We start from the raw sequence: 16,580 nt of genomic DNA, 5'->3' as shown, positions 1-16,580 counted from the left end.
CGCTCAGTCGTAGCGCAGGGCGTCGATGGGGTTGAGCACCGCCGCCTTTTTGGCCGGCAGGTAGCCGAACACCACACCGATGCCGGTGGACACAGCGAAGGCGATGACCACTGCCGTCAGGCTGGGGCTGACGGTAATGGGCGTATCCGGCATAGCGCCGGCAATGAGAGTGGTGGCCGCAGCAGAGAGGCCGTAGCCCAGGGCGATGCCAAGGACGCCGCCCAGCGCGGAAGTGGTGGCCGCCTCGATGACGAACTGGCGCATGATGGCGCTCTCCCGGGCGCCCAGGGCCTTGCGGATGCCGATCTCCCGGGTGCGCTCCGTCACAGACACCAGCATGATGTTCATGATGCCGATGCCGCCCACCACCAGCGAGATGGCGGCGATCCCCGCCAGGATATAGATAATCATGTTGACCATGTTGTTCATCTCCTCCACCAGCTCGGCCATGCTGGTGACGGTGTAGGCGCTGTCGTCGGAAAAGACGTCATAGAGCTTTTGCTCCACCAGCGCCTTGGCCTCCTCGATGCGGTCCGTATCCTGCACGGTAATGACATAGCTGGAGATGGTGCCGGTGAAGCTCAGCCGGGCGGCGGTGGAGTAGGGGACAAACATGCAGTCGTCGCTGCCGCCCTCCTCCAGTTCCGTGCCCTGCTGGGCCAGCACGCCCACAATGGTGAACGTGGTACCGCCCACCTTCACCGTCTGGCCCACGGCATTTCCGCCGAAGTAGGCCATGTTGAGATACTGGCCCACCACGCACACCTTCTTGCGGTCCTTCATGTCCGTATACTGCAATCCCCGGCCCTGGGACACGGTATAGCCCTTTATGGAAAAGTAGTCCTCGCTGACGCCGGTGATAGAGGTGGCGGAGAGAGTGTCGCTGCCGATTTTTGCGCTGCCGGTCATGGTCACCGTGGGGGAGATCTGCCGGAGCACATCGCTGTTTTCCTCCACCATAGCGTACATGTCCTCCTCGCTGACGCTGCGGGAGGAGCCCCGGCCCATGACCATGACAGTCAGGGAGTCGGTGCCCATGTCGGCAAAGCTCTCTTCGATATAGCCCTGCATGCCGTTGCCCAATCCCACAATAACGATGACGGCGCATACGCCGATGATGATGCCCAGCATGGTCAAAAACGTGCGCATCTTGCTGGAGAGAATGTTTTTCAGTGCCAGGGAAAACGTCTCGCCGAAGCTCATAGGCCGCCTCCTTTCCCCGCAGAGCCGGGCGTGACCACCGCCCGGGGATCCTGGGCGTCCCCGTCGTAGATGACGCGGCCGTCCTCCAGGCGGATGATCCGCTGGGCCTGGACGGCGATGGAGTTATCGTGGGTAATGAGCACCACGGTGTTGCCCGCCGCGTGGAGCTGCTGGAGCATGGTGAGCACCTCCCGGCCGGTGTGGGAGTCCAGGGCGCCGGTGGGCTCGTCGGCCAGGATCACCGCCGGATCTCCCGCCAGAGCCCGGGCGATGGACACCCGCTGCTGCTGGCCGCCGGAGAGCTGGGCGGGCTTGTGGCGCAGCTTGTCGCCCAGGCCCACCATCTCCAGCGCCACCTTGGCCCGCTCGTGGCGCTCGGACCTGGGCATTCCCGCATACATGAGGGGGACCTCCACGTTCTCCATGAGCGTGAGCTTTGGCAACAGATTGTACTGCTGGAAAATAAAACCCAGCATCCGGTTGCGGATGGCCGCCAGCTGATTTTTGTTCATCTGTCCCACATCCTGTCCGTCCAGCAAATACGTGCCGGAGGTGGGGACGTCCAGACAGCCGATGATGTTCATGCAGGTGGACTTGCCGGAACCGGACTGGCCCACGATGGCCACAAACTCCCCCTTCTGAATCCGAAAGGAGATGTGGTCGGCCGCCTTGACGGTGGTGTCGCCCATCCGGTAGAACTTGCACACGTCCTGAAATTCAATGAGTGCGCCCATCAGAAGCCTCCCCCGGGACCGCCGCCCATGGCTGCGCCGCCTCCGCCGCCGGGGCCGCCGCTCATACCGCCGCCCATACTGCCGGGCATGCCACCCATGGCCGCGCCGTCCATCATCATGGCTCCGCCGCTGGAGCCGGAGGCCAGGTAGGCCACGGTGTCTCCCTCCTGCAATCCGGAGAGAATCTCGATGTAGCTGTCGTCGCTGACGCCCGTCTCGACAGACACGTACACATAGCCCTCGGGCGCCTCCTGATCCAGGGCATTGGCCGCACTGGGGGAGTCAGCGGTGATGAGCACCGTGTCGCCCCGGTTCACGGCGCCGCTGGGGATGGCCAGCACGTCGTCAGCCTGACTGAGTACAATCTGGGCATCCACGTTCATGCCCGGCAGGAGTCCGTCCGTCTCGTCGATGCGGACGGTAACGGGATAGGTGGTAATGCCGCCGGCGGTGGTGCCCGCCACAGACACGCTGGTCACCGTACCTGTGTAGGTCTTGCCCTCCACGGCGTCGGCGGTGATCTCCACGCTCTGGCCCACGGCCACGGAGCTGATGTCCAGCTCGTCGATGTTCATGGTCATCTCCAAATAGCTCAGATCGTAAATGGTGCACAGCGTGCCGGAGGAGCCGCCCTCCACCTTGTCGCCGGCCTTGGCGGTCTTGGTGACCACCGTACCGGAGATGGGGGCGGTGATCTTGTAGTCGTCCAGCTTATCCGCCGCGCTCTGGACATTGCTTTGAGCGTTTTCCAGATTGATCTTCGCGTTTTCGATCTGATTGTCCACACTGTCGCCGGTGATGGTGCAGATCTGGTCCCCGGAGGAGATGGAGTCACCGGCCAGGAAGTTCAGCCCGCTGATCTTGCCGGAGGCCTGGGCGGTAACCACACTGCTCTCGCTGATCTCAATGGGCGACTCCCCGTAGCTGACGTAGTTACCGATGGAGGCGCTGGCGGTGTAGCTGGCAGTTACCAGGCCGGGGTTGACCGCCTTGACCCGGACCGTGGTGAGCATCATGCCGTTGTCGGACACCATCTCGCCCTGGGACACGGCGGACACGGTGCCCGTCAGAGTGCCCGCCAGGCCGTCAATGAAAATGGTGGCCGTCTGGCCCACGTAGAAGTCACTGCTGTCCACATAGGCGAAGAGGAAGTCGATGTAGAGGTTGTTGTCCCCTACGATCTTCAAAAGCTCCGTGCCGGCGGAGACGGTGTCGCCGTTGCGGACATATACCTCGCTGATGGTGCCGCTCATGTCTGCCTTGGGGTACTTGGCTTCCACCGCCTGATCGTAGCTGCTTTGGGCCTGGGAGTAGCTGTTTTGCGCCTGGGTCTGACTGCTGGAGGCGTCGGAGGCGTCCAGCGTGTAGAGGAGCTGTCCCTCCTCCACCAGGTCGCCCTCCTCGAAGGTGTCTGAGAGCACCTCCGCAGAAACCAGGGTACTCACCGTGTAGGAATCCGCAGGTTCCAGGGTTCCGCTGGAGCTGAGGGAGTTGGTGATGGAGCGCCGCTGGACCTGCTCTTCCTGATAGCTCACTTCCTGGGCGGATACCTGGGGCGTGCGCAGGCGATTCCAGCCCACAAGGCCCGCCAGCACGGCGACGACCAGCACCAGCGCGATCCATTTTTTCTTTTTTCCTCTTTTCCATCCGCCCCATTTGCGCCGTGCCGGCGGCGCTGTTTGTTCTTCTTCCTGAGGCTGTGGTACTAGCAGTTTCTCATCCATATCTTGCCGTTCCTTTCTGTGGGGTTTTCCATAAAAAATCCAGTCTCAGATTACATGAGAAAGCTAAAAGCAAACTGAAAGGGGGGAGCTATTCCGGGAAAATTCGTGGAAATCCCCAAATCACAGCACAAATCCCTCCTTTTGACCGTAAAAAAAGCGGACGGCCAAAGCCGTCCGCCTGTTTGATGGGATCAGGTCCGTCCCCGGGATACCGCCTCCGCCGCCACGCACAAAAGTGCCGTGACGACCATATCCACCAGCGTATATCCCACCGGCAGATCCACCCGCATGAGCAGCCGGTAGAGCACAAAGCCCACCAGCCAGATCACCAGATTCCGCCCGTCCAGGGCCAGAGAAAAGCTGTCCCGCCGCAGCAGGAAAAAGTCTGCGATCTGCACGGCCACCATGGGGGCAAACACGGAGCCGATCAGATACAAAAAGCCGGTGATGTCGTCCATGGGAAAGAAAATGGCCGCCGCGGTCCCCACCGCCGTCACCGCCACAGCCGTCCGCTTGCCGTTGATCCGGGTGCTGAGGGACTCGGCGGAGATGCCCGCCGACCAGGCATCCAGGAACGTGGTGGTAACGGTGGAAAGCACCAGAATCACCAGAGCCGCCAGGCCCAGCCCCGCCTTGACCATGATGACGGCGATGTCGCTCTCGCCGGTATAGAGGGCCGCGCCCATGCCGATGAAGTACATCCAGCAGGACACCGCGCCGTAGGTCAGGGTGCTGGCCGCCGTGGCCCGGAAGGGCTTTTCCGCCTGACTGGTGTAGTCGGAGATCAGGGGCAGCCAGGAAAGGGGCATGGCCACTGCCAGCTCCACCGCCGCACCGAAGCTCAGCGAGCCGTCCCCGGCGGTCGGAGATGTACCGGAGAAAAAGATTACCTTGCACAGCACCAGCGTCAGTACCAGCAGCGCCGCCATGGCCACCTTGTTGATGCCGCCCAGGTTCGTCACGCCCACCAGAATCCACACGGCAATGAGCCCGCCGATCACCAGGCACCAGAGCCAGTGGCCCCCGTCAAAGATGCCGCCCACAGCCAGGGCGCCGTCGTAGATCATGATGGCCGTCCAGCCTACCAGCTGCAATACGTTCAAAAAGGCGAACAGCTGTCCGCCCTTTTGCCCGAAGGACATTTTTACTGTCTCCATGGCGCTGCGGCCGGTGCGGCCGCCGATGAGGCCCGCCAGGAAGAACAGCGCGCAGCCGATCACATGGCCCAGCAGAATGGCTGCCGCGCCCCGGCCCAGTCCCAGGGCTGCAAAGGAGGTACCCGTCAATATCTCGGCGATGGACACCCCCGCGCCAAACCAGATGAGGCTCATCTGGAAGGCAGAGGTCTTTTTCATGTTCAGGCCTCCTGCCGGTACTCGGGCCGGATGTCAAAGGCGTGGTCCATGGGTCCGGAGCCGTGTCCCAGGTTCAGCTGGGCCGCCAGAGCGCCGGAGAGGTAGGTCTTGGCCTTTTCCACCGACACAGTCAGGTCGTAGCCCTTGGCCAGATTGGCCGCAATGGCGCTGGAGAGGGTGCAGCCGGTACCGTGGGTGTTGGGGTTGTCGATGCGGCGGCCCATGAACCAGTGGGCCTGGCCGTCCTTCCACAAAAGGTCGTTGGCATCGTTGAGCTGGTGGCCGCCCTTGCACAGCACGGCGCAGCCGTAACGCTCGCTGACGGCCCGGGCGGCGGCAGTCATGTCCTCGGCAGAGCGGATGGTCATGCCGGAGAGGATCTCCGCCTCGGGGATGTTGGGGGTCAGGACCTCCGCCAGGGGCAGCAGGCACTCCTTCAGGGCGTCCACCGCGTCCTCCCGCAAAAGCCGGGCGCCGGAGGTGGCCACCATCACCGGGTCCACCACAATGTGCCTCGCCCCGTAGTGCCGGAGCTTTTCGGCGATGACCCGGATCAGCTCGGCAGAAGAGACCATACCGATCTTCACCGCGTCGGGAAAAATGTCCGTAAACACGGCGTCCAGCTCCGCCGCCAGAAACGTGGGGGTGGCCTCCTGGATGTCCGTAACGCCGGTGGTATTCTGGGCGGTCAGGGCCGTGACGGCGCTCATGGCAAACACGCCGTTTAACGTCATGGTCTTGAGATCCGCCTGAATCCCGGCGCCTCCGCTGGAGTCGCTTCCAGCGATCGTCAATGCTGTTTTCATAATTGATTGCTTCCTTTCTGCATTGAAGTTTTATTCCGCGATGCAAGGTGGTGCCCCCAATGCACCGCTTCTTCGGCGAAAGCTCCACTTTCGCCGCGTTGGGACGGGAGATGCGTTTTCCCTTATCGGGCGATCTGCTCCGCCAGGCTGCGGAGCTCCCGGGCCGCCGCGGCCACGTCCTTTTGGGCGAACAGGGCGGACACCACCGCCACGCCGTCCAATCCGCAGCCGGAAAGCTCCAGGATGTTATCACGGCTGATGCCGCCGATGGCCACCACCGGGATGTCCACCGCCGCCGTGACGGCGCGGATCACGTCGTGGCCCACAGGCTTGGCATCGGTCTTGGTACCGGTAACGAAGGCCGCGCCCACACCCAGATAGTCCGCTCCGGCCGCCTGGGCCGCTTGGGCCTCGGCCACGGAGTGGGCGGAGACACCGATGATCTTATCCGGTCCCAGCAGTACCCGGGCCCGGCCGGCGGACAGGTCCTCCTGGCCCACATGGACGCCGTCGGCGCCCACCGCCGCCGCGGCCTCCACGTTGTCGTTGATGATGCTCGCCACACCCCGGCGGCGGCAAAGGGACACAAACCGCTCCGCCAGGTGCAAAAACTCCTCCCGGGAGGCGTGCTTTTCCCGCAGCTGTACCACACCGGCCCCGCCGTCGATGGCCGCTTCGATTTGAGCAAAAAAGGCGTCCTCGTCCGCCGCCCAGGCCCGGTCCGTCACGGCATAGAGCCGCAGCTGCTGCGCTGATAGTTTCATAGCTTGTTCCTCCAAACAAAAATCCGCAGACAACCCGACGTTGGGCAGCCTGCGGTGCAATCCACACTATTTCCCTCCGTTGGCATGATCCAAATCAGGTTGCGGGTCGAGACCTTGCGGTCTCCTCTCAGCCCGCGCCAGCGGACTCCCCGTTTTTCAGTGCATTTATTGTACGCCCATTTTTCACGCTTTTCAACCCTCTTGACAATCTTTGGCGGAAATGCAATAATGATGGGCGAAAACAGGGGAGCCGCAAGGCTGAGAGGGAGCGAATACTCCGACCCTTTGACCTGACGTGGGTAATGCCACCGTAGGGACATCGCGGAGCATCAACGGCGAGGCCCCTTTGGGTCCCGCCGGTTTTCACTTTTTTCGGGAAGGGATGTGACACAGGAGAAACCATACGGCGCCCCGGCAAGCCGGGAGCGGGCAGAGGGGGAGCGCCCTGTGTCCGGGCCGAACAAGCAGCGATGGGAAGCCGTGTTCCGGCGTGAGAGGAGGCCAGCGAGCCTCGACCGAAGTTTCCACAGCAGGCGGCACGCCGCCTGTCCTTGCCATGCAAGGGGAAAACGCTGCTGGTATTCGTTTTCTCCCTGCCGATCTTTTCAAAGGAGCCTGATCTTATGAATCACAGCTATATCAAAAAGCTGGCCCTGGCCGGTATGCTCTGTGCCGTGGCCGTGGCCGGCAGCACCTTTTCCTTTCCCGTGTTCTCCAGCAAGTGCGCCCCCGTACAGCACATGGTGAATATCCTGTGCGCCGTGTTCTTGGGTCCGGGCTACGGTCTGGGCGTTGCCTTCGTGGCAAGCCTTCTGCGCAACCTCCTGGGCCTGGGGAGCCTTCTGGCCTTCCCGGGCAGCATGTGCGGCGCGCTGCTGTGCGGCCTGATGTATAAGAAGACCGCCAACCTCCCCGCCACGGCCTGCGCGGAGGTGTTCGGCACCGGCATCATCGGCGGCCTTTTGTCCTATCCCATTGCCATTGCCTTCATGGGCGTGGTGGCCGGCTCCATCGGCTACACCGCCTATGTGATCCCGTTCCTGGTGTCCACCGTGGGCGGCAGCATCATTGCCAGCGCTCTGGTGCTGGCCCTCAAGTCCAGCGGCGCCCTCAAGTCCATGCAGTCCGCCCTGGAGCACTGATCTTGCCGAAAAGGAGCCCGGTTTCCATGCCCGATTACGCCACGCTCTCCGCGGTGCGCCGCAGCCGTCCCCTGGTGCACTGTGTATCCAATATCGTCACCGTCAACGACTGTGCCAACGTGCTCCTGGCCGCCGGTGCCAGCCCCATCATGGCCCAGGCCATGGAGGAGATGGACGAAATCACCGCCGGGTGTGACGCCACCGTCCTCAACACCGGCACGCCGGAGGGGGAGCACCGCTGGGACCTGTGCCGTCTGTGCGGCCAGCTGGCCGCTGCAAAGCAGCAGCCGGTGGTGCTGGACCCGGTGGGCGTGGGAGCCTCCGTCTGGCGCCTTGCCCATACAGAAGCCCTGCTGGAGGCCTTCACCCCCACCTTGATCCGGGTAAACCTGGGGGAGGCCCAGGCCCTGCTGCACCAGAAGAGCCGGGAGCGGGGCGTGGACAGCGCGGATGCCGGAGAAAAAGAGCATCTTGCCTGTGCCGCAGCCTTGGCCCAAAAGCTCCGCACCGCTGTACTGCTCACCGGGGCGGAGGACATCGTCACCGACGGCACCCGCGCCTGGGGCGTCCGGGGCGGCAGTGCGGGCATGGCCCGCCTGACCGGCGCGGGGTGCATGCTCTCGGCCCTGTGCGGTGCCTTCTGCGCCGTGGAAGCTGACGCGGCGCTGGCGGCCGTGGCTGCCTCCGCCTTTTGGAAGGCCTGCTCCCGCCGGGCGGAGGAATCCGCCGCAGCCCTGGGCCCCGGCCATTTTCACATGGCGCTGCTGGATGCCGCCGGTACCCTGACCGGCAGCGATGTGGAAAACACCGTCTCCGTGACGGAGCTTTGTCTGTGATAAAAAAAGGCTGCCTGCGGGCAGCCTTTTTTTGCATACTTTTCCCTCCGGCGGCATAAGGTTGTCCCAGGAGGTGAGGCCATGAACAAGCATACCCTGCGGGGCGTCCTGGGCCGTCTGGAAGCGCTGGCCCTGGCCGGCGCCACGCTGTATCTGGCCGCCGTCACCGCCGGCAGCGATACTGCTGCCGGAGCCCTCCAGGCACTGGCTCAGTCCTCCCCCCTGGGGGCGGTGCGCTGGGAGCTGGGGGATCTGTGGACATCGGACACCCTCTCGCCTGCGGCGGTGCTGACCCTTTCCCAGTCGCCGCTGCTGCTCTCCGCCCGCTCCGACGTGGCCGAGCTGTGGCAAAAGCGGCAGGGGGAGACCCCCGCCGAAGATCATCCCGCCGGAGACGACATCGTCACCTCTCCCGTGGAGGAGACGCCCCTGGAGGCACCCAATGCCCCGGACAACGGGGTGGAGGCCCGGACTCTGGTCCCCACGGACCCCAGCGGCTACACGGTCTGCGGCCGGGCTTACATCACCAACAGCACGGACCACACCCTCTCCGTCACGGAGCTGGGAGAGCAGTTTGACGCGCAGCTGACGGGGGAGGGCCCCCAGATCCTCATTCTCCACACCCACGGCAGTGAGTCCTACACCCCCGCCGGGGATGTGGACGTGGTCTGGTCCGGCGACCACCGCACCACGGACAGCCGCTACAACGTGGTAGCGGTGGGGGACGCCATGGCAGAGGTGTTCTCCCAGGCGGGCATCAGCGTGCTCCACGACCGGACGCTCTACGACTATCCGGCCTATTCCGGCGCCTACGACCGCTCCCTGGCGGCCATCGAGAGCTACCTGGCCCAGTACCCAACCATCCGCTTTATTCTGGACGTGCACCGGGACGCCATCGAGGACAGTCAGGGAAACCAGTACAAGGTGGTCTCCGACGTGGACGGGCAGACCTCCGCTCAGATGACGCTGGTGGTGGGCAGCGACGGAAGCGGATTGAGCCACCCGGACTGGATGGAGAACCTGAAGCTGGCAGTGGCGCTGCAGAACAATCTGCTCATGGACCACCCCACCCTCATGCGTCCCATTTTGCTGCGCAACTCCCGCTACAACCAGCACGCCACCACCGGGTCCCTTCTGGTGGAGGTGGGCGCTGCCGGCAACTCCCCGGAGGAGGCGGCCCTGGCCGGCACTCTGTTCGCTCAGGGGATGGTAGAACTTCTGGAGGGCCGGAGCAAATAAAAAGAGACGGGCAAAGCCCGTCTCTTTTTTGTTTCAGCGCATGACCGCGCCCAGGTCGGCGCTGGAAACCATGCGGGCATAGCGGCTGAGCCATCCGGTTTTTACCTTGGGCTCCGGGGCCGTCCACGCCGCCCGGCGGCGGGAGAGCTCCTCCTCCGATACCTCCAAAGTGATGGAGGCGGCGGGAATATCGATGGTGATGGCGTCTCCCTCCCGCACCAGGCAGATGGGGCCGCCTGCCGCCGCCTCGGGACTCACATGGCCGATGGAAGCGCCCCGGGAGGCGCCGGAGAACCGGCCGTCGGTAATAAGGGCCACGGTCTTGTCCAGTCCCATGCCGGCCAGGGCCGAGGTGGGGTTGAGCATCTCCCGCATGCCCGGGCCGCCGCTGGGGCCCTCGTAGCGGATGACCACCACGTCGCCGGGGACGATCTTGCCGGCGTAGATGGCGGCGATGGCGTCCTCCTCGCCGTCGAACACCCGGGCCGGGCCCGTGTGGCGCAGCATCTCCTCGGCCACGGCGCTGCGCTTGACCACGCAGCCGTCGGGGGCCAGGTTGCCCCAGAGGATCTGGAGGCCGCCGGTGGGGCTGAAGGGATGGTCCACCGGGCGGATCACCTGGGGATTGCGGTTGACCGCCCCTTGGATGTTCTCGCCCAGGGTCTTGCCGGTAACGGTCATCACGTCCAGATCCAGAAGCCCTGCCTTGGCAAGCTCCGACTGCACGGCGGCAATGCCGCCGGCGGCGTACAGGTCGGACATGTGGGTGGGGCCCGCCGGGGCCAGGTGGCACAGGTTGGGCGTTGCGGCAGACACCTCGTTAAAGAGCTTCAGGTCCAGGGGCACACCGGCCTCATAGGCGATGGCCAGCAGATGCAGCACCGTGTTGGTGGAGCAGCCCAGAGCCATGTCGCAGGTCAGCGCATTGCGGATAGACCGGGGGGTGACGATCTGCCGGGCGGTGATGCCCCGGCGCACCATCTCCATAATGGCCATGCCGGAGCGCTTGCCCAGCTGGAGCCGCTTGGAGTAGGGGGCGGGGATAGTGCCATTGCCGGGCAAAGCAAGGCCGATGGCCTCGCACAGACAGTTCATGGAGTTGGCGGTGTACATGCCCGAGCAGCTGCCGCAGCTGGGGCAGCAGTTTTCCGTGCAGTCCTCCAGCTGGGCATCGGAAATGAGCCCGGCCTTGTAGGCGCCCACCGCCTCGAACATCTTGGAAAGGCTCACGGACTCGCCACCGTAGGTACCCGAGAGCATGGGGCCGCCGGAGCACATCACCGCCGGCACGTCCAGCCGCACAGCAGCCATGACCATGCCCGGCACGATCTTGTCGCAGTTGGGCACCAGCACCAGTCCGTCCAGCTGGTGGGCCATGAGCATGGTCTCCACGCTGTCGCAGATGAGCTCCCGGCTGGCCAGGGAGTACTTCATGCCCACGTGGCCCATGGCGATGCCGTCACACACGCCGATGGCGGGAATGAGGATGGGGGTGCCGCCGGCCATTTCCACGCCGGTCTTGACCGCCTGGGCAAGCTTATCCAGGTGCATATGGCCGGGGACGATCTCGCTGTAGGCCGACACCACGCCGATGAGGGGCCGCTCCAGCTCCTCAGGGGTGTAGCCCAGGGCGTAGAAGAGGCTGCGGTTGGGGGCACGCTCGCTGCCCTTTTTCACATTGTCGCTTCGCATGTGCCTGCCTCCCTTACTTTTTCAGCCAGCTCATCATGGCCCGCAGCTGGGCGCCCACCTTCTCGATGGGGTGCTCCGCCGCCATGCGGCGCTGGGCCAGGAAGTGGGTACGGCGGCCGCCGTTGGGGTTCATCTCCGTAAGGAACTCGGAGGCGAAGGTGCCGTCCTGGATCTCGCCGAGGATCTTGCGCATCTCCTTGCGGGTCTCGTCGGTGATGAGGCGCTTGCCGGTGCGGTAGTCGCCGTATTCGGCGGTGTTGGAAATGGAGTAGCGCATCTTGGCAAAGCCGCCCTCGTTGATGAGGTCGATGATGAGCTTCATCTCGTGGCAGGTCTCGAAGTAGGCCATCTCCGGGGCGTAGCCCGCCTCCACCAGCGTCTCAAAGCCCGCATGGATCAGCTCGCACACGCCGCCGCACAGCACTGCCTGCTCGCCGAAGAGGTCGGTCTCCGTCTCCTCCTTGAAGGTGGTCTCCAGGATACCCGCCCGGCCCGCGCCGATGCCGCAGGCGTATGCCAGGGCCGTGTCCTTGGCCCGGCCGGAGTAGTCCTGCTCCACGCAGATGAGGCTGGGCACGCCACGTCCGTCCTGATACAGGCTGCGCACCGTATGGCCCGGGCCCTTGGGGGCGATCATGATGACATCCACATTCTTGGGGGGCACGATGGTCTTGAAGTGGATATTGAAGCCATGGGCGAATGCCAGGGTCTTGCCCTCGGTCATGTAGGGGGCAATCTGCTGGTTATAGATGTCCGCAGCCAGCTCATCGGGCACCAGCATCATGACGATATCGCCGGCCGCAGCCGCCTCCTCCACCTCCATGACGCGGAAGTTGGGGTGATCGGCGGCAAACTTGGCGGCCTTGTCCCAGTGTCCGGAGCCCTTGCGCAGACCCACCACCACGTTGACGCCGCTTTCGGCCAGGTTCTCGGAGTGGGCGTGGCCCTGGCTGCCAAAGCCGATGACGGCTACGGTTCTGCCGTCCAGAACTCCCAGGTTGCAGTCGCTGTCGTAATACTTCTTGATGGACATGGCTTCATTTCTCCTTTGTCTTTTTGTCTATTTGTTTAAAGATTCGAAAAATCAGAATATTTCTCAGCCCCAGGCGGCTGCGGGACGCAGCGTGGGCGCAGCCACCACTGTGCGGCTCAGCTCCGCCACACAGTAGGGGGAGAGCTCTGCCAGCAGCTCGTCCAGCCGGGCCGGTGTACCGGCACATTCCAGCACCGGGCATCCGTCGTCAGCCAGCAGCACAGCGGCCCCGTACCGCCGGGCCAGGGCGTTCAGGCTGCTGTCGGCACGCAGGAGCTTGGCCTCCAGCAGTTCCCGCCGGGCGCCGCCCTCCAGCAGCGTCACCTGGCGGATATCCACCAGCCGCCGGGCCTGAAGGGCCAGTTGGGTCAGCGGACGGGCACAGCCGGTGGTCACGGTAATACGGCTGACCCCCTGCTCCGCTGTGGCGGAGACGCTCAGGCTGTCAATGGCCACCCCGTGGCGGCAGAAAAGGGTAATAATCCGACCCAGAACCCCGTTGGGATTCTCCGTCAGCATGGTAACAACGTTTGACTCTTTCATAACCGTACCCCTTTCACTCCATGATGATATCTTCCAGGCCGCCTCCGCCGGGGATCATGGGCAGCACCACCTCGTCTTTTCCGATGGCGCAGTCAATCCACACGGGGCCGCTCTCTTTCAATGCCTTCTGGAACGCCTCCCGGAACTGCTGCGGTGTCTCGCACCGCCAGCCCTTGAGGCCGAACCCCTCTGCCACTTTCGCAAAGTCCGTCACCCGGCAGGGATCGGTGGCGGCGTAGCGGTGTTCGTAAAACAGCGTCTGCCACTGGCGGACCATACCCAGCACCTGATTGTTGAAAATCACGGTGATGATGGGCAATCCGTAGCTGACGGCGGTGCAGGCCTCGTTGAGGTTCATGTGGAAGCTGCCGTCGCCGGTGAGCATCACCACCCGCCGCTGCCGCCCCAGAGCCAGCTGGGCCCCGATGGCAGCGCCGTAGCCGAAGCCCATGGTGCCAAGGCCGCCGCTGGTGAGAAACTGCCGGGGGGCCGTGTGGCGCAGGTACTGAGCCGACCACATCTGGTGCTGGCCCACGTCCGTTACGTAGGTGGTTTCCGGTCCTGCCAGGGAGCAGATATCCCGCAGAATCTGATGGGGCTGCAAATGCGCCCCGTCCTCCCGGGGCCGGTAATCCCGCTCCTGCCAGGAGCGGATATCCGACAGCCAGACCGTTCGGTCCGCGGGGCGGAGCCGGGGGATCAGGGCCTCCAGCACCGCCGCAGCGTCTCCCGTCACGGACAGGTCCGCCGGGACGTTTTTGCCGATCTCACTTTCGTCGATGTCGATCTGGATCACCTTGGCCCGTCGGGCAAACCCCTCCGGCCGGAGGGCTACCCGGTCGGAAAACCGGGCCCCCACGCAGAGGAGCACGTCCGCCTCCTCCACCGCCCGGTTGGCGCTGTACCGTCCGTGCATGCCCAGCATGCCAAGGTTCATGGGGTCATCCCACCGCAGAGCCCCGGCAGCCATGAGGGTGTGGACGGCGGGGATGCCGGCCTTTTCCACCAGCTGCCGCAGCAGCGGTGACGCCCCGGCGGAGATCACGCCGCCGCCGAAGTACACCAGCGGCCGCTCGGCCTTGTTGAGCAGCTCTGCCGCCCGGTCCACCGCCGCCGCATCCGGCGCCGGAGCCATTTCCGGCACGGCAGGGGAGCCGGGAAGGAACTGACAGCACTGGGTGGTCAGATCCTTGGGGATGTCTACCAGCACCGGGCCCTTGCGGCCGCTCTGGGCGATGCGAAAGGCGGCCCGGATGGTGTCCGCCAGATCCTCCACCCGCCGCACGGTGACCGAGTGCTTGGTCACCGGCATGGCGATTCCCTCAATGTAGGCCTCCTGGAACCCGTCCAGGCCCAGCACCTGGGTGGAGACGTTGCCGGTGAAGGCCACCAGGGGGATGGAGTCCATATAGGCGGTGGCCAGTCCCGTCACCAGGTTGGTGGCGCCGGGACCGCTGGTGGCCAGCACCACCCCGGTGCGTCCGCTGGAGCGGGCATAGCCGTCGGCCGCGTGGGCCGCGCCGCACTCGTCCGCCGTCAGCACGCATTGGATTCGGTCGGCGTTCTGATACAGCGCATCGTACAGATTCAGCACCGTGCCGCCGGGGTAGCCGAACAGCAGCTCCACGCCCTGCTCCGCCAGCGTCTCCACAAAGATCTGCGCCCCTGTCAGTTCCATTTGCCTCAGCCTCCGTTCATTGGGGAAAATAAAAAAGCCTTTGTCTCTTGTAAGAGACAAAGGCTTTAAAAGCTCTCTGCGGTACCACTCTTCTTGACGCGAAATCGCGCCCACTCACGGGAGTCCAACAACCCCCTGTACGATAACGGGTACACCCGGTCCGACCTACTTGTGCTTCAGCGGACTGCTCGGAGATGATTTCACAGTTCCCGATACTTACTGTCTCGCACCAGACGACAGCTCTCTGAAAGCGGAAGGGAAATGCTACTTGTTCTCGTCAACGCATTTGATGGAAAAATGTTGTAGGCTTACTATACTCCCGTTTTCCGGGATTGTCAACAGGGAATTTTCATTTATCCGTGTCTTGCGGACAGAGAAAAAAGCGTGTATAGTAAAATGCATCTTTTCCCGCCGCAATGCCGGCACAGCCACAAATGGAAGGAGCACCATGTATGAATATCCGGGAACTATCCGCCCGACTGAGCGGTCTGGTGGTTTTCCGCGGAATTCTTCAGGACCCGGTTCTGGAAAAATTCCGCACCGCGCTCAGGGCGCTGGAGGCAGGGGACGCCGTGGACGCCCTGGCCGAATTTGAATCCGCCCTGTTGGCCCGCACCTGCAATTGGACGGAGTACCTGCTGGAGGCGGTACTGGAGGATGAGAACCTTTGCATCCGCCGCCGCATGCCTCTGCCGGACGGAACGCCGCTGGCCCCGTGTCTAACGGGGGAATTGGACTTTTTCTCCCAGCTGAGCCAGGTGACGCTGCCCCAGCTGCTGCAGGAGGCAGGCGCGGCAGGGGAGGCCGGGCGCTTTCTGCCGCCCTGGGACACCGCCCCTGCGGACTTTGCCGCCGCCTATGAAAAGCGGGTGGCGGAGGCCGGCCGCCGGGGCTACGGCATGTTTGCCAAGTACCACGTCTTTTCCGTCTCGGGCGGAGCCCTGGTGCCCGTACGCTATCCGGACAGCCAGACCCTGGCGGAGCTGCCCGGCTATGAGCGGGAGCGGGAAAAAGTCCTGGCCAACACCCGGGCGCTGCTGTCCGGCGGCCCGGCGGCCAACGTGCTGCTCTACGGCGACGCAGGCACCGGCAAATCCAGCACCGTCAAGGCCATCGCCAACGCCTTTGCCCCGGAGGGATTGCGGCTGGTGGAAGTCAAGAAAAATCAGCTTCACCAGATTCCGGAGCTTATGGACTCCCTGGCCCGCAACCCCCTGAAATTCATCCTGTTCATCGATGATCTGTCCTTCACCGCCAACGACGACAACTTCGCCGCCCTGAAGGCCATTTTGGAGGGGAGCGTGTGCGGTAACCCCCGCAATATCGCAGTCTACGCCACCTCCAACCGCCGCCATCTGGTCAAGGAAACCTTTACCGACCGGGACGGGGACGAGCTCCACGCGGCCGACACCCGGCAGGAGCTCATGAGCCTGTCCGCCCGGTTCGGGCTGACGGTCACGTTCCTGCGGCCGGAAAAGCAGCGGTTCCGGGACATCGTTCTGGCGCTGGCGGACCGCTACGGCATTAAAGCGCCGGAGGACACCCTGGTGACCCAGGCAGAGGCCTTCGCCCTGCGCGCCGGAGGACGCAGCCCCCGGGTGGCCAAGCAGTTCCTCCAGCTCTATCAGTCCGGCGTGACCATGTGAAATCCGCGTCCCCAAAGCAGCAAAAAACCGGCCTGTCCAGTGGACAGGCCGGTTTTCTCTTTTTTTTGCTGTGCCTTAGTCGGTGACGTAGGGCAGCAGAGCGATCTGACGGGCACGCTTGATGGCCTCGGTCAGCTGACGCTGATGCATGGCGCAGGTGCCGGTGGTTCTGCGGGGCAGAATCT

Annotated in this window: 15 protein-coding genes, 2 riboswitches and 1 other annotated feature; of the genes, 4 read left to right on the top strand and 11 right to left on the bottom strand. The window is 64.1% G+C overall.

The annotated features are described in order from the left end of the window. Nucleotides 1-3: 3 nt before the first annotated feature. The 6 genes from QZS13_RS06100 to thiE form a co-directional block, all read right to left on the bottom strand. Complete coding sequence (locus tag QZS13_RS06100) at nucleotides 4-1,203, bottom strand: ABC transporter permease (RefSeq protein WP_295586930.1); 1,200 nt, start codon at nucleotides 1,201-1,203, stop codon at nucleotides 4-6. After that, complete coding sequence (locus tag QZS13_RS06095) at nucleotides 1,200-1,937, bottom strand: ABC transporter ATP-binding protein (protein ID WP_295586928.1); 738 nt, start codon at nucleotides 1,935-1,937, stop codon at nucleotides 1,200-1,202. Before QZS13_RS06095 ends, QZS13_RS06100 begins: the two co-directional genes overlap by 4 nt. Continuing rightward, entirely contained in the window at nucleotides 1,937-3,661 is a 1,725-nt protein-coding gene (locus QZS13_RS06090) for an HlyD family efflux transporter periplasmic adaptor subunit (protein ID WP_295586926.1), read from the bottom strand. Before QZS13_RS06090 ends, QZS13_RS06095 begins: the two co-directional genes overlap by 1 nt. 191 nt (nucleotides 3,662-3,852) lie before the next feature. Further along, entirely contained in the window at nucleotides 3,853-5,016 is a 1,164-nt protein-coding gene (gene cytX / locus QZS13_RS06085) for a putative hydroxymethylpyrimidine transporter CytX (RefSeq protein ID WP_295586923.1), read from the bottom strand. A 2-nt stretch (nucleotides 5,017-5,018) separates the two neighbouring features. After that, nucleotides 5,019-5,822, bottom strand: a complete 804-nt coding sequence (thiD, locus tag QZS13_RS06080; protein ID WP_295586921.1) for a bifunctional hydroxymethylpyrimidine kinase/phosphomethylpyrimidine kinase — start codon at nucleotides 5,820-5,822, stop codon at nucleotides 5,019-5,021. A gap of 122 nt (nucleotides 5,823-5,944) precedes the next feature. Beyond that, nucleotides 5,945-6,586 carry a thiamine phosphate synthase gene (thiE, locus tag QZS13_RS06075; protein ID WP_295586919.1) on the bottom strand — a complete coding sequence of 214 codons (642 nt, stop codon included), beginning with the start codon at nucleotides 6,584-6,586 and terminating at the stop codon, nucleotides 5,945-5,947. Nucleotides 6,587-6,640: 54 nt separating this feature from the next. Then, nucleotides 6,641-6,748: riboswitch (TPP riboswitch) on the bottom strand. 71 nt (nucleotides 6,749-6,819) lie between these two features. After that, a riboswitch (TPP riboswitch) is annotated at nucleotides 6,820-6,921 on the top strand. 288 nt (nucleotides 6,922-7,209) lie between these two features. On the opposite strand from thiE, the gene thiW reads away from it, so the two are divergent. The 3 genes from thiW to QZS13_RS06060 all read left to right on the top strand — a co-directional run bounded on the left by thiW (nucleotide 7,210) and on the right by QZS13_RS06060 (nucleotide 9,803). Then, nucleotides 7,210-7,728, top strand: a complete 519-nt coding sequence (gene thiW / locus QZS13_RS06070) for an energy coupling factor transporter S component ThiW (RefSeq protein ID WP_295586917.1) — start codon at nucleotides 7,210-7,212, stop codon at nucleotides 7,726-7,728. 26 nt (nucleotides 7,729-7,754) lie between these two features. Further along, nucleotides 7,755-8,564 (top strand): hydroxyethylthiazole kinase, encoded by an 810-nt coding sequence (gene thiM, locus QZS13_RS06065; protein WP_295586915.1) that lies wholly within the window; start codon nucleotides 7,755-7,757, stop codon nucleotides 8,562-8,564. Between the two features lie 81 nt (nucleotides 8,565-8,645). Continuing rightward, entirely contained in the window at nucleotides 8,646-9,803 is a 1,158-nt protein-coding gene (locus QZS13_RS06060; protein WP_295586913.1) for a stage II sporulation protein P, read from the top strand. A gap of 33 nt (nucleotides 9,804-9,836) precedes the next feature. Here the strand turns inward: QZS13_RS06060 and ilvD are convergent, their stop codons facing one another. The 4 genes from ilvD to ilvB form a co-directional block, all read right to left on the bottom strand. Beyond that, nucleotides 9,837-11,495, bottom strand: a complete 1,659-nt coding sequence (gene ilvD / locus QZS13_RS06055) for a dihydroxy-acid dehydratase (RefSeq protein WP_295586911.1) — start codon at nucleotides 11,493-11,495, stop codon at nucleotides 9,837-9,839. Nucleotides 11,496-11,508: 13 nt separating this feature from the next. After that, nucleotides 11,509-12,528, bottom strand: coding sequence for a ketol-acid reductoisomerase (gene ilvC / locus QZS13_RS06050; protein ID WP_295586909.1), 1,020 nt, complete (start codon nucleotides 12,526-12,528; stop codon nucleotides 11,509-11,511). Nucleotides 12,529-12,591: 63 nt separating this feature from the next. Beyond that, complete coding sequence (ilvN, locus tag QZS13_RS06045; RefSeq protein WP_295586907.1) at nucleotides 12,592-13,071, bottom strand: acetolactate synthase small subunit; 480 nt, start codon at nucleotides 13,069-13,071, stop codon at nucleotides 12,592-12,594. Nucleotides 13,072-13,084: 13 nt separating this feature from the next. After that, nucleotides 13,085-14,749 (bottom strand): biosynthetic-type acetolactate synthase large subunit, encoded by a 1,665-nt coding sequence (gene ilvB, locus QZS13_RS06040; RefSeq protein WP_295586904.1) that lies wholly within the window; start codon nucleotides 14,747-14,749, stop codon nucleotides 13,085-13,087. A gap of 49 nt (nucleotides 14,750-14,798) precedes the next feature. Further along, nucleotides 14,799-15,039: a binding site (T-box leader), on the bottom strand. Between the two features lie 162 nt (nucleotides 15,040-15,201). Here ilvB and QZS13_RS06035 point away from each other — a divergent pair. Beyond that, nucleotides 15,202-16,395, top strand: coding sequence for an ATP-binding protein (locus QZS13_RS06035; protein ID WP_295586902.1), 1,194 nt, complete (start codon nucleotides 15,202-15,204; stop codon nucleotides 16,393-16,395). Nucleotides 16,396-16,470: 75 nt separating this feature from the next. Here the strand turns inward: QZS13_RS06035 and rpsR are convergent. Beyond that, nucleotides 16,471-16,580 (bottom strand): 30S ribosomal protein S18 (gene rpsR / locus QZS13_RS06030; protein ID WP_295586961.1); only part of this gene is annotated, 110 nt, incomplete at its 5' end.

Source organism: uncultured Oscillibacter sp. (assembly GCF_900546705.1).
In the GTDB taxonomy this organism is placed as follows: Bacteria; Bacillota; Clostridia; order Oscillospirales; family Oscillospiraceae; genus Oscillibacter.
The sequence above is the reverse complement of the archived record's forward strand: the minus strand, read 5'-3'. Positions and strand labels throughout refer to the sequence as shown.

Excerpts from the sequence above, each read along its gene's own strand:
- QZS13_RS06100 (WP_295586930.1), bottom strand. The coding sequence starts at position 1,203 with ATGAGCTTCGGCGAGACGTTTTCCCTGGCACTGAAAAACATTCTCTCC.
- QZS13_RS06095 (WP_295586928.1), bottom strand. The coding sequence starts at position 1,937 with ATGGGCGCACTCATTGAATTTCAGGACGTGTGCAAGTTCTACCGGATG.
- QZS13_RS06090 (WP_295586926.1), bottom strand. The coding sequence starts at position 3,661 with ATGGATGAGAAACTGCTAGTACCACAGCCTCAGGAAGAAGAACAAACA.
- cytX (WP_295586923.1), bottom strand. The coding sequence starts at position 5,016 with ATGAAAAAGACCTCTGCCTTCCAGATGAGCCTCATCTGGTTTGGCGCG.
- thiD (WP_295586921.1), bottom strand. The coding sequence starts at position 5,822 with ATGAAAACAGCATTGACGATCGCTGGAAGCGACTCCAGCGGAGGCGCC.
- thiE (WP_295586919.1), bottom strand. The coding sequence starts at position 6,586 with ATGAAACTATCAGCGCAGCAGCTGCGGCTCTATGCCGTGACGGACCGG.
- thiW (WP_295586917.1), top strand. The coding sequence starts at position 7,210 with ATGAATCACAGCTATATCAAAAAGCTGGCCCTGGCCGGTATGCTCTGT.
- thiM (WP_295586915.1), top strand. The coding sequence starts at position 7,755 with ATGCCCGATTACGCCACGCTCTCCGCGGTGCGCCGCAGCCGTCCCCTG.
- QZS13_RS06060 (WP_295586913.1), top strand. The coding sequence starts at position 8,646 with ATGAACAAGCATACCCTGCGGGGCGTCCTGGGCCGTCTGGAAGCGCTG.
- ilvD (WP_295586911.1), bottom strand. The coding sequence starts at position 11,495 with ATGCGAAGCGACAATGTGAAAAAGGGCAGCGAGCGTGCCCCCAACCGC.
- ilvC (WP_295586909.1), bottom strand. The coding sequence starts at position 12,528 with ATGTCCATCAAGAAGTATTACGACAGCGACTGCAACCTGGGAGTTCTG.
- ilvN (WP_295586907.1), bottom strand. The coding sequence starts at position 13,071 with ATGAAAGAGTCAAACGTTGTTACCATGCTGACGGAGAATCCCAACGGG.
- ilvB (WP_295586904.1), bottom strand. The coding sequence starts at position 14,749 with ATGGAACTGACAGGGGCGCAGATCTTTGTGGAGACGCTGGCGGAGCAG.
- QZS13_RS06035 (WP_295586902.1), top strand. The coding sequence starts at position 15,202 with ATGAATATCCGGGAACTATCCGCCCGACTGAGCGGTCTGGTGGTTTTC.